Origin of the sequence: Streptomyces sp. NPDC047706 (assembly GCF_043204795.1) — a bacterium.
GTDB lineage: Bacteria > Actinomycetota > Actinomycetes > Streptomycetales > Streptomycetaceae > Streptomyces.
The window spans coordinates 68,238-84,642 of sequence record NZ_JBIDCW010000008.1 but is presented as its reverse complement, the minus strand read 5'-3'; the positions used below and the strand labels follow the sequence as shown (position 1 = coordinate 84,642).

Genomic DNA, 16,405 nt, shown 5'->3' with positions numbered 1-16,405 from the left:
GTGCGACGTCAAGAAGTAAATCCTTAACGGGTTGGCAACGGTGCCATCCGTTCTCTAAGTGAAGGCAGGTGCAACGGCCGGAAGCGCGCCACCGACGCCACCGTCCAAAAGTGTCGAATCGCCCATCTCGCTGAGCGCGAGGGCGAGCGCCCCGAGCACCTCCGCACGGCCGCCAAGTGCCCCTGGGAGAACGGACAGTTGGCGCGCGGCGCTGGGGATGGCGTAGCGGCCGACGGACTCCCTTATGGGCCCGAGCACCAGCTCTCCGGCCTCGGCGAGATCACCGCCGAGGACCACCCGGCTCGGGTTCAGCAGGTTGCACAGGTTGGCCACTCCACTGCCGATGTGGCGGCCGACATCGGCGATCACCCGACGGCAGCCCGGGTCACCGTCCCGCGCCAGCCGTACGACGCCCTCCATGGTCAGGTCACTGCCGTGGCTGGGCTGGAGGAGCGGGAGCACGTAGCGCGCGGCCGCGAAGGTCTCCAGGCAGCCCCGGTTTCCGCAGCGGCAGACGGGGCCGGACTCATCGAGTGTAATATGTCCGATTTCCCCGGCGGTGCCCCCAGGGCCCCGGTAGATCTTCCCGTCGATCACCAGCCCCGCGCCGACACCGCTGGCCACCTTGATGTACGCCAGGTCCCGCACGCCCTTGCCGCCGCCCCAGACCAGCTCGCCCAGGGCACCCAGGTTGGCGTCGTTGTCCACGTGCACCGGTACGCCGAGCCGCCCCCGCAGCTCCTCGGCGGGCCGGGCGCCGGTCCAGCCGGGCAGGATCGACGTGGAGCCCAGGGTCCCGGACTCCACGTCGATCGGGCCGGGCACCCCGAGGCCCACCCCGGCGATCTTGGCGCGGTCCACCCCGGTCGCCGCGATCAGCCGGTTGACCAGCTCTTCCGCCCGGTCGAAGCCCTGCGCGGCGGAGGCGTCGACGTCCAGCGGCTCGGACTCCTCGGCCAGCACCTGGTGGGCGAGGTTCCCGACCGCGACGCGCAGGTGGGTGTGGCCGAAGTCGACGCCGATGACGATGCCGGCGTCACCGCTGAGCGAGACGCTGCGGGCCCGGCGGCCACCCGCCGAGGTGGGTGTGACCTCGACCGTTCCGCCGTCCTTGAGCTCACGGACGATGTTGGAGACCGTCGCCGCGGACAGACCGGTCGTCCTTGCGATCTCCGCCTGGGTGAGGGATCCGGCCAGCCGTACGGCTCGGACCACGCGCTCCAGGTTGGCTCGGTGCAGCGACGACTGCGACCCCGGAGTCTCCACGACGACCTCCCGCGCGCGGGACCGCTTCGATGAGGCCCCGTCTATGTCCAACTAGTGAACTCTAAGCTGAGCCGTTCGGGTTGCCTCCCGTCAAGAGGTTGAACAGTTTCAGCGGCCCGGGCGCACAGCACACACACCGCTTCCAGGGCGGGAAGCGGTGTGTGTGCGAACGGTTACGGGAAGCTATCGCCCCTTCACTTCAGGGTTGCCGACGTGAGCCCCGCCTGCACCTGCCGCTGGAACGACAGGTACACGACCAGCATCGGGATCATGGCGATGGTCACACCCGCGAAGAGCACGGGCAGATCGGAGGCGTAGCCCTGCTGCTGTTCCAGCTGGACGAGCCCCTGGGTGAGGACGTAGCGCTCGGGATCGTCACCGCTCTGCGGCTGCATCAGGACCGTCGGCAGAATGAACTGGTTCCACTGCCCGAGCATGTTGAAGATCCCCACGCTGATCAGGCCGGGCTTGGCCATCGGCAGCATGATCTGGAAGAAGGTCCGGCTGTGGGAGGCCCCGTCCAGGATCGCCGCCTCGAACACCGCCGTGGGCAGGGTCCGGAAGAAGGCGTGCATGAAGAACACGGTGAACGGCATCGAGTAGGCGACGTAGACCAGGATCAGGCCCTGGTACGTGTTCAGCATGTCCAGCCGCTTCACCATGAAGAACAGCGGGACCAGGGCCAGGAACACGGGGAACATCGCGCCGGCCACGAAGAAGTAGTACAGCAGCCGGTTTCCCCAGAACTGGTAGCGCGCCAGCACGTACGCCGCCATCGAGCCGAACAGCATGGTCAGCGGCACCGAGAAGACGAGCACGACGACCGTGTTGAAGAAGTAGTCGCCGATGCCCTTCTCCCACGCGCGCGTGAACACGTCGAAGGACCAGTTCTGCGGCCAGCCGAAGGCCGAGCCCGCGATCTGCGAGTCGGTCTTGAAGGAGCTGAGGACCAGCCACAGCAGCGGCAGGACGATCATCAGGGCCCACAGGGCGAGGAAACCGTGCGAGAACGCGTTCAGCGCCACGCCCTCGCCGCGCCGCTCACCGGCCCGGTCCGGGGGCCGGTACGAGGGCTCCTTGGCGAGGGCGGGGGCGTTCTCCTTGATGGGTGCGCTCATCGTCGTCTCTCCCGCTCAGAACTCGACGCGCTCGCGGCGGGTGGCGCGCAGCATGACCACGGACAGGATCAGGGTGAGAAGGAGCATGACGACGCCCATGGCGCAGGCGTAGCCGCTCTTCCCGTAGTAGAGGAAGTTGCGCATCATCACCGTCGACATGACCTCGCTGGCGTGGTCCGGTCCGCCGCCGAACTCTCCCGAGGTCATGGTGGACACCAGGATGAACATGTCCATCGCCGCGATACCGAGGTAGACCCAGGCGGTCTGCACGGAGTCCCACAGCAGCGGCAGGGTGATACGGAAGAACGACTGGGCCCGCCCGGCACCGTCGATGAGCGCGGCCTCGTAGATGTCCCGCGGGATGGACTGCATGGCGGCGGAGAAGAGCACCAGATAGAAGCCGACGCCGTGCCACACCACGACCAGGATCAGCGCCCACAGCACGAAGTCGGGTTCGTTGAGCCACTCGACGGGACTGTCCGGGTCGACCAGGCCCAGCTTCACCAGAAGGCCGTTGAGCATGCCGCCGCTGTCACTGCGGTACACGGCGCCGAAGAGCACCGCGAGAATCGCCAGCGAGAGCACCTGCGGGAAGAAGTACACCACCTTGTAGAACCTGGACCCGGCCACGCCCGCGACCCCGCCGGCCCGGCTGCGCCCGCCCGCGTTCAGCATGAAGGCGAAGAACAGCGCGAGCAGAATGGTGATCACCGGGATGAAGACCAGGAACAGGATGTTGTGCCGGATGGCACCCATGAAGATGTCGTCCTGGAACAACGCCTTGTAGTTGTCGAGACCGACGAAGTCGAAGGTCTGCGACTGCCCCTTCCAGTCGGTCAGGGAGTACCCGAACGTCTGGATGTACGGCCAGATGACGAAGACGAGATAGAGCGCCACGGGAACCAGGAGAAACCCCGCGACGAACCGGTACTGCCCCTTGCGCATGAAACCTGCCCCTGCTGTCCCGACCCGAAGGGGCGCGGGGAACCGCGCGACAAGCCGGTGAAGGCCCGCACCACACAGTCCACCGCACCCCACGGCATTCCCCGGAGAACTATTCCCGACGGTTGTTCTTGGACGCGGGATCCTTCGCCGCCTTGTCCACCGCGGCCTGCGCCCTCTTCAGCCACTCCTTGGGCTGGATCCGCCGCGCCATCAGCTCGTTGGACGCGTTCTGGATCGCGGTGTCCATCTCGCTGTACCACTCGGTGTACAGGAATCGGAAAGTGTTCTCGCCCGCCGCCTTGGACGCCTCGACCGTGGACTGCGTACCGGGCCGCAGCTGGACGCTGGGGTCGACCCCGTCCTGGAGTATGGTCAGCGAGTTCGCCTCCTTGGCGAAGAGCGTCGACCATTCCCGCGACAGCATCATCCGCATGAACTCCTTGGCGGCCGGCAGGTTCTTCGCCTTGGAGGGGATGATGAATGGCTCACCGGAGCCGGCGCGAATCGCCTCGAACGGCATGACGCTGTCCGGCAGCAGCGGCATGGGAAGGAACTTCATGTCGAAGTCGGACGGCGTCTGCTTCAGCTGCTCGTTCTCCAGCCAGGAGCCGCTGGTGATGAACGCGGCCTTGTACTGGTTCCACCGGGTCTGTGCCTCGGTGTGCTCCAGCCCGTTCGTGCCGGGCATGAGGTAGCCCTTTTCGACGACCTCGTAGACGGCCTCCACGGCGGCCTGCGCCGCGTCGGAGCCGACGAACGCCTTCGGGTCGAGGTTGTCGATCGCCTTCATGGCGTCCAGTCCGCCCTTCTTGGCGATCAGGTCCATGATGGCGACGTTGATGTAGTACGGGTACTTGCCCTGGTGCGCGAGCCCGCCGATGCCCTGCGACTTCGCGTCCTTGCAGATGGCCAGGAAGTCGTCCCAGCTCTTCGGCTCCTGCCAGCCCTTCTCCTCGAAAAGCTTTCCGGAATACCACAGTCCCCAGACCGTGTAGATGTAGTTGAGGGCGACGACCTTTCCGCTCTGCAGCCCCGGGTCCAGGGTGCCGGGAATGACGGTGTCCCGGACCTTCTTCGAGGGGTCGTCCACGCTCGGCGCGTCCAGCACCTCGGCGAGGTCGAGCAGCTGGTCGTTCTTGTACAGCACATCGATCTTGATCTTCTGGGCGCCGGAGTTGTCCACGATGTCCGGCGGGTTGCCCGCGTTGAAACGGGGCTGGAGCTTGCCGGTGATCTCCTGCGTTCCGGTGTGCGTGGAGGTGACGCCCCACTTCTTCTGGAACGCGGCCTCCCACGCCTTGGCGTAGTCGTCGCCGTAACCGCCCTTGAAGATGACGACGTCGAGCTTGCTGCCCTCCTTCACGCCGAAGGGGTTGTCCTTCGACGTCTTGCCCTGGGTGCCGTCGGACGGTTCGTCATCCCCGCCGCCACTGGCACAGGCGGACAGGAAGCTCATCGCGGGTACGGAGACCAGGCCGAGCGCGGCGGAGCGTTTGATCAGTGCACGGCGGCCGACGCCATCGGCGCCGGGGTTCTCTGCGGATGGGGATCCCATGCTCAAGTCCTCGCCTTCTGAACAGGACTCAGGCGGTGAACCGGATCCTCCCCGGCACCGCGGTCGGGTCAAGCAGGGTCGTGCGGGAAGTGCGCATCATGTGAATCGCCGACAGGTATAGTCCACTTCCCGCCGACGGAGCAAGATCGAATGCAAGGTTCGCCGTCGGTCTTTTCCGAGTTGAGACCTCGCGGAAATACGAGTCGCCGGTGGGCGCCTTGCCGGAAAAATCCGCGACATAGGTCTCGAACGGCACAGTCAACACCCTTGACAGGATCGGCCACTTGAGTCACTACTGGTCCTTGCGCACGGAAATTGACAACGTTGTCCACAACGTGCAGGGAGTGGGTTGGCGGATGCGGCACAGAGGTCGGCACAGATGGAGTACGGCGGTCGTGACAACGGCCGCCTTTGTCATGGCCGTCGGTTCCCAGGGCGTGGCCGTCGCCCTTCCGGAAGCACCCGCGGCCGATCGGGAGTTCACCTCCTCGTTCGAAACGGGGGACCCGGCACCGGACTGGCTGAACACCGTCGACACCGCGCCGGACGGGAGCAAGCGGGCCGCGGGCGTGGACGGCGGCTACAGCAGCGGCATTCCGGGCAACGTCACCGACCACGTCACCGACGTGCGGGCGAACGGCGAGAACGCCGGGGCCGGCGAGGTGAAGGAGAGCCTGGTCGACATCGAGCCCACCACCAAGTGGCTGACGTTCACGCCCACGGGCTGGGTCGAGTTCGACCTGGACGCGCCGGTGAAACTGGCCCGGTACGCCCTCACCTCGGCCAACGACCACGCCGAACGGGACCCGGCGGACTGGACCCTGAAGGGCTCCACCGACGGCAAGGACTGGAAGACGCTGGACACCCGCTCCGGCGAGACCTTCCCGGAGCGTTTCCAGACGAAGACGTACGACATAGCGGAGGCCGCCGCCGCCGAGTTCCGGCACTACCGGCTGGACATCACCAAGAACAACGGCGGAACCATCCTCCAGCTGGCGGACGTGCAGTTCTCCACCGGCGGCGGCGAGGGACCGGTCCCGCAGGACATGCTGTCGCTGGTCGACCGCGGCCCGAGCGGCTCGCCCACCGCGAAGGCGGGAGCCGGCTTCACCGGCAAGCGGGCGCTGCGGTACGCGGGGCGGCACGTGGCGGACGGCCGCGCGTACTCGTACAACAAGATCTTCGACGTCGACGTGGCCGTCGGCCGGGACACCGCGCTCTCGTACCGGATCTTCCCGTCGATGGCGGACGGCGACCGGGACTACGCCGCCACCAACGTCTCCGTCGACCTCGCGTTCACCGACGGCACCCACCTGAGCGGCCTCGGGGCGCGGGACCAGCACGGCTTCGGCCTCAGCCCGCGCGGGCAGGGCGAGGCCAAGGTGCTGTACGTCAACCAGTGGAACAACGTCGTCTCCCGGATCGGCTCGGTGGCGGCCGGCAAGACCGTCGACCGGATCCTGGTGGCGTACGACTCCCCCACCGGCCCGGCGAAGTTCCGCGGCTGGGTGGACGACGTGTCGCTGGCCGTGAAGGCCCCGGAGAAGCCCAGGGCGCACCTGTCGGACTACGCGCTCACCACGCGCGGCACCAACTCCAGCGGCGGATTCTCGCGCGGCAACAACTTCCCGGCGACCGCCGTGCCGCACGGCTTCAACTTCTGGACGCCGGTGACCAACGCGGGTTCGCTCAGCTGGCTGTACGACTACGCGCGTGCGAACAACGCGGACAACCTGCCGACGATCCAGGCGTTCAGCGCCAGTCACGAACCGAGCCCCTGGATGGGCGACCGGCAGACCTTCCAGGTGATGCCGTCCGCCGCCACCGGCACCCCGGACATCGCCCGTACGGCGCGTGCGCTGGCCTTCCGGCACGAGAACGAGGTCGCGCGGCCCCACTACTACGGGGTGCGCTTCGAGAACGGCCTCAAGGCCGAGATGACCCCGACGGACCACGCGGCGATGCTCCGCTTCACCTACCCCGGCGACGACGCGAGCGTGCTCTTCGACAACGTGACCGACCAGGCGGGTCTGACCCTCGACAAGGCCAACGGCGTGGTGACAGGCTACTCGGACGTGAAGTCCGGCCTGTCGACCGGCGCGACCCGGCTCTTCGTCTACGGCACCTTCGACAAACCGGTGAAGGAGGGCTTCTCGAGCGGGGTGAAGGGCCACCTGCGGTTCGACGCGGGCGCCGACCGCACGGTCACCCTGCGCCTGGCGACCTCGCTGATCAGCGTCGATCAGGCCAAGGACAACCTGCGCCAGGAGATCCCGCAGGGCACCTCCTTCGAGACGGTGAAGGCGAAGGCGCAGCGGCTGTGGGACCGGCTGCTCGGCAAGGTCGAGGTCGAGGGCGCGACGCCGGACCAGCTGACCACGCTGTACTCCAGCCTCTACCGGCTCTACCTGTACCCCAACTCCGGTTTCGAGAAGGTCGGTTCCACCTACAAGTACGCCTCGCCGTTCTCGCCCATGACGGGTCAGGACACCCCGACCCACACCGGGGCGAAGATCGTCGACGGCAAGGTCTACGTCAACAACGGCTTCTGGGACACCTACCGCACCACGTGGCCGGCGTACTCGCTGCTGACGCCCCGCCAGGCGGGAGAGATGGTCGACGGCTTCGTGCAGCAGTACAAGGACGGCGGCTGGACCTCACGCTGGTCCTCGCCGGGGTACGCGGACCTGATGACCGGCACCTCCTCGGACGTCGCGTTCGCGGACGCGTACGTCAAGGGCGTCGACTTCGACGCGAAGGCGGCGTACGACGCGGCGGTGAAGAACGCGACCGTGGTGCCGCCGTCCTCGGGCGTGGGCCGCAAGGGCATGGCGACCTCCCCCTTCCTCGGCTGGACCAGCACCGAGACGCACGAGGGCCTGTCGTGGGCGCTGGAGGGCTACCTCAACGACTACGGCATCTCCCGGATGGGCCGGACGCTGTACGAGAAGACCGGGGAGAAGCGCTACAAGGAGGAGTCGGAGTACTTCCTGAACCGTGCCCAGGAGTACGTGAACCTCTTCGACTCCGAGGCCGGCTTCTTCCAGGGCCGCGACGCACAGGGCGAGTGGCGGGTCGAGTCGTCGAAGTACGACCCGCGTGTGTGGGGTTACGACTACACCGAGACCAACGGCTGGGGCTACGCCTTCACCGCCCCGCAGGACAGCCGCGGGCTCGCCAACCTCTACGGCGGCCGGGACGGGCTCGGCGAGAAGCTGGACGAGTACTTCGCGACCCCGGAGACGGCCTCGCCCGAGTTCGTCGGCTCCTACGGCGGTGTCATCCACGAGATGACCGAGGCCCGGGACGTCCGGATGGGCATGTACGGGCACTCCAACCAGGTCGCCCATCACGCGATCTACATGTACGACGCGGCCGGCCGGCCCTGGAAGGCACAGGAGAAGGTGCGCGAGGTGCTGTCCCGCCTCTACACCGGCAGCGAGATCGGCCAGGGCTACCACGGCGACGAGGACAACGGCGAGCAGTCGGCCTGGTTCCTCTTCTCCGCGCTCGGCTTCTACCCGCTGGTGATGGGCAGCGGCGAGTACGCGGTCGGCTCACCGCTGTTCACCAAGGCGACCGTCCACCTGGACAACGGCCGGGACCTGGTGGTCCGGGCGCCGAAGAACAGCGCGAAGAACATCTACGTGCAGGGCCTGAAGGTCAACGGCCGCGGCTGGACCTCGACCTCGCTCCCGCACTCGCTGCTGGCCAGGGGCGGGGTGCTGGAGTTCGACATGGGGCCGAAGCCGTCCAGGTGGGGCACGGGCAGGAACGCGGCACCGGTCTCCATCACCCAGGACGACAAGGTGCCGGCGCCTCGCACGGACCTGACCACGGGCGAGGGCGCGCTCTTCGACAACACCTCGGCGACGAACGCGAGCCTGACGTCCGTGGAGCTGCCGGTGTCCGGGCGGGCGAAGGCCGTCCAGTACACGCTCACCTCCGCCGACCGCACGAAGGCACCGAGCGGGTGGAAGCTCCAGGGCACGGCGGACGGCACGAGGTGGCGGACGCTGGACGAGCGCGCGGGCGAGTCCTTCCGGTGGGACCGGCAGACCCGGGCGTTCTCCGTGCCGCGGGCCGGGGACTACGCCGGGTACCGCCTGGTCCTCACCTCCGGGGAGGCGGCGCTCTCGGAGGTCGAGCTGCTCGGCCGGTAGGGCCACCGGGTCCGGTGCGGCGTCTCCCGCGCGATTCTTCGCGGGAGACGCCGCTCGCCCTGTGTGCCTCCCGCCGGGTGGCCGCCGTAGGATCGCTGTGGGCGGGCCCTCCCTGCACCGGAGGAACGCCTGCCCCGGGGGCACGACGGTCGAACAGCGGAGGCATCGGCACATGGACCAGGGACAGCCCCCCGGCGAGGACTCTCTGAAGGAGGCTGCGGAGGAGTTCGAGCAGCTGCGTCCCCGGCTGTTCGGCATCGCGTACCGCATCCTGGGCAGCGTGTCCGAGGCCGAGGACGTGGTGCAGGACGTGTGGATGCGGTGGCAGGAGGTCGACCGGAGCACGGTGCTCGAGCCCGCCGCCTATCTGGCGAAGATCACCACTCGGCTGGCGATCAACGTGGCTCAGTCGGCGCGGGTCCGCCGTGAGGCCTACGTGGGCCCGTGGCTGCCGGAGCCCGTGGACACCAGTGTGGATCCCCAGGTCGGCGCGGAGCGCGGCGAGGCGCTGGAGCTGGCCGTGCTGCTGGTCCTGGAGAAGCTGAACCCCGTGGAGCGGGCGGCCTACGTGCTGCGGGAGGCGTTCGACTACGCCTACGACGAGATCGCGAACATGCTGCGGCTGACGCAGGCCAACACCCGGCAGATCGTCAGCCGGGCCCGCAAACGCCTGTCCGCCGAACGCCGGGAACCCGTCGACACGGCACAGCACCGGCGGCTGCTCGACGCGTTCGTGGCGGCCGCGCGCGACGGCGACGTGGCCGCGCTGGAGCACGTGCTGTCGGCCGACGCGGTCGCCTACGCGGACGGCAACGGCATGCGCGGCGTCGCCCGGGTCAAGATCGTGGGGGCCGAGCGGGTGGCCATGGTCTGCGGGTCCGCCAAGAAGTTCTTCCCCCGCGCGGAGTACAGCGTGGTCGCCGTCAACGGCATGCCCGGCGCGCTGCTGACCCAGGACGGGGGCCCCGTCGCTCTGGTGAGCCTCACCGTGGGGCCTGACGGCATCGACGGGACCTACTGGGTCCTGGCGCCCGAGAAGCTGCGGGCGTACCAGCAGTCGGCCCAGCGGCCGGCCGGCCACCCGTAGCGGCTCCCCGGGCACGACGAGGGCCGCACCCCCGTTGCCGGGGGTGCGGCCCGATCGCCCTAACCCGATCCCCTACTTGCGGATCAGGCTGCGCAGCACGTACTGCATGATGCCGCCGTTGCGGTAGTAGTCGGCCTCACCGGGGGTGTCGATGCGGACGACCGCGTCGAACTCGACGCCCGTGTCGGTGGTGACCTTCACCGTGCGCGGCGTGGTGCCGTCGTTCAGCTCGGTGACGCCGGTGAAGGAGAAGGTCTCCTCGCCGGTCAGGCCGAGGGACGCGGCGGACCCGCCCTCGGGGAACTGCAGCGGCAGGACGCCCATGCCGATGAGGTTGGAGCGGTGGATACGCTCGTACGACTCGGCGATGACGGCCTTGACGCCGAGGAGCGCGGTGCCCTTGGCCGCCCAGTCGCGGGACGAGCCGGAGCCGTACTCCTTGCCCGCGAGGACGACCAGCGGGATGCCCCGCTCGATGTAGTTGCGCGAGGCGTCGTAGATGAAGGAGACCGGGCCGCCGTCCTGCGTGAAGTCGCGCGTGTAGCCGCCCTCGGTGCCCGGCGCGATCTGGTTGCGCAGGCGGATGTTGGCGAACGTACCGCGGATCATGACCTCGTGGTTGCCGCGGCGGGAGCCGTAGCTGTTGAAGTCGCGGCGCTCGACGCCGTGCTCCGTGAGGTACTGGCCGGCCGGGGTGTCGGCCTTGATGGCACCGGCCGGGGAGATGTGGTCGGTGGTGACCGAGTCGCCCAGCTTGGCGAGCACCCGGGCGCCGGCGATGTCCTGCACCGGGTCCGGCTCCATCCGCATGCCCTCGAAGTACGGGGGCTTGCGCACGTAGGTGGACTCGGCGTCCCACTCGAAGGTGTTGCCGGTCGGGATCGGCAGCGCCTGCCACTGGGCGTCGCCGGCGAAGACGTCGCTGTAGGACTTGGAGAACATGTCCTCGCCGATGGCGCCCGCGACGACGTCGTTGACCTCGGCCTCGGTCGGCCAGATGTCCTGGAGGTAGACCGGCTTGCCGTCCTGGTCGGTGCCCAGGGCGTCCTTGGTGACGTCCACCTTCATGGAACCGGCGATCGCGTAGGCGACGACCAGCGGCGGGGACGCCAGGTAGTTCATCTTGACGTCGGGGTTGATACGGCCCTCGAAGTTCCGGTTGCCGGAGAGGACCGAGGTGACGGCGAGGTCGTGGTCGTTGACGGCCTGGGAGACCTCCTCCGGCAGCGGGCCGGAGTTGCCGATGCAGGTGGTGCAGCCGTAGCCGACGAGGTTGAAGCCGACCTTGTCGAGGTACGGGGTCAGGCCCGCCTTCTCGAAGTAGTCGGTGACGACCTTGGAGCCCGGGGCGAGGGTGGTCTTGACCCACGGCTTGCGGGTCAGGCCCTTCTCGACCGCCTTCTTGGCCACGAGGGCGGCGGCGACCATGACGTAGGGGTTGGAGGTGTTGGTGCAGGAGGTGATGGCCGCGACCGTCACCGCACCGTGGTCGATCTCGTACGAGGTGCCGTCGGGGGCGGTCACGGTGACCGGGTTGGACGGGGCGCCGTTCGGGGTGACGGCCGGGGCGTCGGAGGCCGGGAAGGACTCCTGGCCCGCCTCGTCCACGGCGTCGACGTAGTTGCGGACGTCCTGCTTGAACTGCTCGGCGGCGTTCGCGAGGACGATGCGGTCCTGCGGGCGCTTGGGGCCGGCGATGGAGGGGACGACCGTGGAGAGGTCGAGCTCCAGCTTCTCGGAGAAGTCCGGCTCGGCGGCCGGGTCCAGCCACAGGCCCTGCTCCTTGGCGTACGCCTCGACCAGTGCGACCTGCTGCTCGGAGCGGCCGGTCAGACGCAGGTAGTTCAGCGTCTCGTCGTCTACGGGGAAGATCGCGGCGGTGGAGCCGAACTCCGGCGACATGTTGCCGATGGTGGCGCGGTTGGCGAGGCTCGTGGCCGCCACACCCTCGCCGTAGAACTCGACGAACTTGCCGACGACGCCGTGCTTGCGCAGCATCTCGGTGATGGTGAGCACCAGGTCGGTGGCGGTGGTGCCCGGCTTGAGCTCACCGGTGAGCTTGAAGCCGACGACGCGCGGGATGAGCATGGAGACCGGCTGGCCGAGCATCGCGGCCTCGGCCTCGATGCCGCCGACGCCCCAGCCGAGGACACCGAGGCCGTTGACCATGGTGGTGTGCGAGTCGGTGCCGACCAGGGTGTCGGGGTAGGCCTTGCCGTCGCGGACCATGACGACGCGGGCCAGGTGCTCGATGTTCACCTGGTGGACGATGCCGGTGCCGGGCGGGACGACCTTGAACTCGTCGAAGGCGGTCTGGCCCCAGCGCAGGAACTGGTAGCGCTCCTTGTTGCGGCCGTACTCCAGGTCGACGTTCACCTTGAAGGCGTCGTCGGTGCCGAACTTGTCGGCGATGACGGAGTGGTCGATGACCAGCTCGGCCGGGGCCAGCGGGTTGATCTTCGCCGGGTCGCCGCCGAGCTCCTTGACCGCCTCACGCATGGTGGCGAGGTCGACGACACAGGGGACGCCGGTGAAGTCCTGCATGATCACGCGGGCCGGCGTGAACTGGATCTCCTCGGACGGCTGGGCCTGCGAGTCCCAGCCGCCGAGGGCGCGGATGTGGTCGGCGGTGATGTTCGCGCCGTCCTCGGTGCGGAGCAGGTTCTCCAGCAGGACCTTAAGGCTGTAGGGGAGCCGGGCCGAGCCCTCCACCTTGTCCAGGCGGAAGATCTCGTACGACTCGTCGCCCACCTGCAGCGTGCTGCGGGCGTCGAAGCTGTTCGCCGACACGACAGTCTCCTTCATTCATGTGCGCGTACCACCGCATCCTGCCGCCACGCCGTCTTGGCCAATCCGCTGAGGTAAGGCTAAGTTAGGTCACCCTTACTGGGGTGGCGGCCGCGGTGCGCCCAGGCAGATATCTCGATGTCGAGATAACTCTAGTACATAGGGGCTGGACGGTCATGCCCGGACCCGGTGTGATCTCGTTCGCCCCGCCCTCTGCGCGACCCCCCTCCCCTTTTCGGTCATCAGTGCGCCGAGCCGGGGTAACCGAAGGTGAGCCGGGAAGGCCGGCGAGCACTGGATGGAGGCGCAGATGCCACTCACGTTCCGTAAGAGCTTCCAGATCCTGCCGGGGGTGCGGCTGAACATCAACCGGCGCTCCTGGTCCATCACGACGGGCGGCAAGAACGGCCCGCGTCGCACTCACAGCAGCACCGGACGTCGTACGACATCGATGGATTTGCCCGGACCTTTCGGATGGCGCAGGACCCGTTCGGCACGGCGGCGTTGACGGGTCGTCACCCCGATGGACCCCCCAGAAGGCGCCATCTCATATCTGAGATAGCCTCAGCCCCATGGCAGACGACTACCTCGTACGCATCGGCAAGCTCATCCGTGACGCCCGGCAGCACCGGAGCTGGACACAGTCGCAGCTTGCCGAGGCTCTCGGCACCAGTCAGAGTGCCGTCAATCGCATCGAGCGCGGCAATCAGAACATCAGCCTTGAGATGATCGCCCGAATCGGTGAAGCTCTCGACAGTGAGATCGTCTCTCTGGGCTACGCGGGCCCGATGCACCTGAGGGTGGTCGGCGGTCGCCGGCTGTCCGGGGCCATCGATGTGAAGACGAGCAAGAACGCGTGCGTCGCACTGCTGTGCGCCTCACTGCTCAACAAGGGGCGCACGGTGCTGCGTCGGGTCGCCCGCATCGAGGAGGTGTACCGCCTCCTGGAGGTGCTCGGGTCCATCGGCGTCCGTACCCGGTGGATCAACGACGGCGTCGACCTGGAGATCGTGCCGCCGGCCGATCTGGACCTGGCCTCCATCGACGCCGAGGCGGCCCGGCGCACCCGCTCCATCATCATGTTCCTCGGCCCGCTGCTGCACCGCATGGACCGCTTCAAGCTGCCGTACGCCGGCGGCTGCGACCTCGGTACGCGGACCATCGAGCCGCACATGATCGCGCTGCGCCGGTTCGGGCTGGACGTCACGGCGACGGAGGGTCAGTACCACGCCGTCATCGACCGGTCCGTGCGGCCGGACCGCCCGATCGTGCTGACCGAGCGCGGCGACACGGTCACCGAGAACGCGCTGCTCGCCGCCGCCCGCCACGACGGCGTGACCGTCATCCGCAACGCCTCCTCCAACTACATGGTCCAGGACCTCTGCTTCTTCCTGGAGGCGCTCGGCGTCAAGGTCGAGGGCATCGGCACCACCACGCTCACCGTGCACGGCATGCCGACCATCGACGCCGACGTGGACTACTCCCCCTCCGAGGACCCGGTCGAGGCGATGAGCCTGGTCGCCGCCGCCGTGGTCACCGAGTCCGAGCTGACGGTGCGCCGGGTGCCGATCGAGTTCCTGGAGATCGAGCTGGCGGTACTGGAGGAGATGGGCCTCGACCACGACCGCACCCCCGAGTACGTCGCCGACAACGGCCGTACCCGGCTGGTGGACCTCACCGTGCGGCCCTCCAAGCTGGAGGCGCCGATCGACAAGATCCACCCCATGCCGTTCCCCGGCCTGAACATCGACAACGTCCCGTTCTTCGCGGCGATCGCGGCGGTCGCGCAGGGCAAGACGCTCATCCACGACTGGGTGTACGACAACCGGGCCATCTACCTCACGGACCTGAACCGCCTCGGCGGCAGGCTCCAGCTGCTGGACCCCCACCGCGTCCTGGTGGAGGGCCCCACCCGCTGGCGCGCCGCCGAGATGATGTGCCCGCCGGCCCTGCGTCCCGCCGTGGTCGTCCTGCTGGCGATGATGGCGGCGGAGGGGACGTCGGTGCTGCGCAACGTCTATGTCATCAACCGGGGTTACGAGGATCTGGCCGAGCGGCTGAACTCGATCGGGGCGCAGATCGAGATCTTCCGCGACATCTGAAAGCTGCAAGGGTGGCGGCCGGCGTCGTCACGGCGATCGTGAGGTGCTGGCCGCGATCGTGTTCGTGGCGACCTCGGGCTGCACATGGCAGCAACTGCCGACGGCCTCGTTCGGCCCGTCCGGCGCGACGGCCCACCGCCGCTTCACCGAGTGGACGAAGGCCCGGGTGCGGGCCGAGCTCCACCGTCTGGTCCTCGACGAACTCGGCTCCCGCAGCGGTCCGAATCCTGTCGACCGGGCGCGTACGGCTCGAAGATCCATCTGATCACCGAGCGGACCGGTCTGCCCCTGTCCGTCGGGATCTCCGACGCCGACGTCCACGACAGCAAGGCCCTGGCCCCGCTCGTGAAGGGCATACCCCCGATCCGCTCCCGCCGCGGCCCCCGTCGCCGCAGGCCCGCCAAGCTCCACGCCGACAAGGGATACGACTACCGCCATCTGCGGCAATGGCTGGCACAGCGAGGCATCCAGCACCGCATTGCGCGCAAGGGCATCGACAACTCACGGCGACCCGGGCGACATCGCTGGACCATCGTACGGACCAGGGCCTGGCTCGCCGGCTGCCGCCGCCTCCACCCCCGCTACGAACGCAAAGCCGGGCACTTCCTCGCCTTCACCAGCCTCGCCTGCACACTCATCTGCTGCCGCCGCGTCACCGCACAACTTCAGGACGAGATCACCGAGCGGCCGTCGATACACCGCTCGAGCGGACGTAACCCCCGGCTGCGGAGCCGGTCCAATCATGGTGCCGACGGCCAAGGCACCTCGCACACCTCAGTTGTCGGTGGTCGGCCCGGCTGCGTCGGCGTCGCTCCGTGCCCCAGCACGCCATTCCTCCTCGAGGACGCTGAAGACCAGCGAGTCCCGCCAGCCGTCCCGGATCCGTGCAGTGTGCCGCAGGTGCCCCTCGTAGGTCATGCCGAGCTTGGTGAGCACCCGGGACGACCCAACGTTCCGCGGGTCGCAGGTGGCGTAGACCCGGTGAAGCCCCAACTGGGTGAAGCCGAGTGAGAGAAGTAGGCGCCCGATCTCCGTGCCGATGCCTTGCCCCCACGCTCGCGGATGCACGACGTAGGTGATCTCGCCCTGGCGCTGCAGGCGACTGCGAAGGTGCAACTCGCCCATACCGAGCACGGTGCCCCCCACCCGGGCGGTATGGACGAGTCTCCGCGGAAGGCGTTGCGACCAGGCGTCGGCTGCCGCCTCCACGAAGGCGCGCGTCTGTTCCTCGGTGTTCGGTCCCCAGGTCTGGAAGCGGCAAGCCTCGGCGAGATGAGCCCATGAGTGAACGGCTCGCCAGTCGTCGAGCGTGATTCTTTCCAAGGTCACAGGAGACGCGGCCACACGGCGATCCTGACAGGTGGGTGCGGATACGTACACGG

Annotated in this window: 11 protein-coding genes and 1 pseudogene; 5 read left to right on the top strand and 7 right to left on the bottom strand. The window is 68.3% G+C overall.

What is annotated here, in order from left to right:
- Positions 1-54 precede the first annotated feature (54 nt).
- The 5 genes from ACGF8A_RS11945 to ACGF8A_RS11925 all read right to left on the bottom strand — a co-directional run bounded on the left by ACGF8A_RS11945 (position 55) and on the right by ACGF8A_RS11925 (position 5,140).
- Positions 55-1,266, bottom strand: coding sequence for an ROK family protein (locus ACGF8A_RS11945; protein WP_393106874.1), 1,212 nt, complete (start codon positions 1,264-1,266; stop codon positions 55-57).
- Between the two features lie 194 nt (positions 1,267-1,460).
- Entirely contained in the window at positions 1,461-2,384 is a 924-nt protein-coding gene (locus ACGF8A_RS11940) for a carbohydrate ABC transporter permease (protein ID WP_393106872.1), read from the bottom strand.
- 15 nt (positions 2,385-2,399) lie between these two features.
- Positions 2,400-3,329 (bottom strand): carbohydrate ABC transporter permease, encoded by a 930-nt coding sequence (locus ACGF8A_RS11935; RefSeq protein ID WP_393106870.1) that lies wholly within the window; start codon positions 3,327-3,329, stop codon positions 2,400-2,402.
- 109 nt (positions 3,330-3,438) lie between these two features.
- Complete coding sequence (gene ngcE, locus ACGF8A_RS11930) at positions 3,439-4,884, bottom strand: N-acetylglucosamine/diacetylchitobiose ABC transporter substrate-binding protein (RefSeq protein ID WP_393106868.1); 1,446 nt, start codon at positions 4,882-4,884, stop codon at positions 3,439-3,441.
- A 28-nt stretch (positions 4,885-4,912) separates the two neighbouring features.
- Positions 4,913-5,140, bottom strand: coding sequence for a hypothetical protein (locus tag ACGF8A_RS11925; RefSeq protein ID WP_393106866.1), 228 nt, complete (start codon positions 5,138-5,140; stop codon positions 4,913-4,915).
- A 100-nt stretch (positions 5,141-5,240) separates the two neighbouring features.
- On the opposite strand from ACGF8A_RS11925, the gene ACGF8A_RS11920 reads away from it, so the two are divergent.
- Both ACGF8A_RS11920 and ACGF8A_RS11915 read left to right on the top strand, forming a co-directional pair.
- The gene (locus ACGF8A_RS11920) at positions 5,241-9,047 is read left to right on the top strand and encodes a GH92 family glycosyl hydrolase (protein WP_393106864.1); all 3,807 of its coding nucleotides are present in this window, start codon (positions 5,241-5,243) and stop codon (positions 9,045-9,047) included.
- 172 nt (positions 9,048-9,219) lie between these two features.
- Positions 9,220-10,134, top strand: a complete 915-nt coding sequence (locus ACGF8A_RS11915) for an RNA polymerase sigma-70 factor (RefSeq protein ID WP_393106862.1) — start codon at positions 9,220-9,222, stop codon at positions 10,132-10,134.
- Between the two features lie 72 nt (positions 10,135-10,206).
- Here the strand turns inward: ACGF8A_RS11915 and acnA are convergent, their stop codons facing one another.
- Complete coding sequence (acnA, locus tag ACGF8A_RS11910; RefSeq protein ID WP_393106860.1) at positions 10,207-12,924, bottom strand: aconitate hydratase AcnA; 2,718 nt, start codon at positions 12,922-12,924, stop codon at positions 10,207-10,209.
- 307 nt (positions 12,925-13,231) lie between these two features.
- On the opposite strand from acnA, the gene ACGF8A_RS11905 reads away from it, so the two are divergent.
- The 3 genes and pseudogenes from ACGF8A_RS11905 to ACGF8A_RS11895 form a co-directional block, all read left to right on the top strand.
- On the top strand, positions 13,232-13,429 hold the full coding sequence (locus ACGF8A_RS11905) for a DUF4236 domain-containing protein (RefSeq protein WP_393106857.1): 198 nt from the start codon (positions 13,232-13,234) through the stop codon (positions 13,427-13,429).
- Positions 13,430-13,493: 64 nt separating this feature from the next.
- Positions 13,494-15,023: a helix-turn-helix domain-containing protein gene (locus ACGF8A_RS11900; protein ID WP_393106855.1), complete on the top strand. Its 1,530-nt coding sequence runs from the start codon at positions 13,494-13,496 to the stop codon at positions 15,021-15,023.
- A 7-nt stretch (positions 15,024-15,030) separates the two neighbouring features.
- Positions 15,031-15,680 (top strand): annotated as a pseudogene (locus ACGF8A_RS11895) (IS5 family transposase); the annotation flags it as partial.
- 117 nt (positions 15,681-15,797) lie between these two features.
- Here the strand turns inward: ACGF8A_RS11895 and ACGF8A_RS11890 are convergent.
- A complete protein-coding gene (locus ACGF8A_RS11890; protein ID WP_393107217.1) occupies positions 15,798-16,352 on the bottom strand; it encodes a GNAT family N-acetyltransferase in 555 nt (184 codons plus the stop codon).
- Positions 16,353-16,405 lie beyond the last annotated feature (53 nt).

Coding starts and splice junctions, on each gene's coding strand:
- ACGF8A_RS11900 (WP_393106855.1), top strand. CDS start 13,494: ATGGCAGACGACTACCTCGTACGCATCGGCAAGCTCATCCGTGACGCC.
- ACGF8A_RS11920 (WP_393106864.1), top strand. CDS start 5,241: ATGCGGCACAGAGGTCGGCACAGATGGAGTACGGCGGTCGTGACAACG.
- ACGF8A_RS11905 (WP_393106857.1), top strand. CDS start 13,232: ATGCCACTCACGTTCCGTAAGAGCTTCCAGATCCTGCCGGGGGTGCGG.
- ACGF8A_RS11935 (WP_393106870.1), bottom strand. CDS start 3,329: ATGCGCAAGGGGCAGTACCGGTTCGTCGCGGGGTTTCTCCTGGTTCCC.
- ACGF8A_RS11915 (WP_393106862.1), top strand. CDS start 9,220: ATGGACCAGGGACAGCCCCCCGGCGAGGACTCTCTGAAGGAGGCTGCG.
- ngcE (WP_393106868.1), bottom strand. CDS start 4,884: ATGGGATCCCCATCCGCAGAGAACCCCGGCGCCGATGGCGTCGGCCGC.
- ACGF8A_RS11940 (WP_393106872.1), bottom strand. CDS start 2,384: ATGAGCGCACCCATCAAGGAGAACGCCCCCGCCCTCGCCAAGGAGCCC.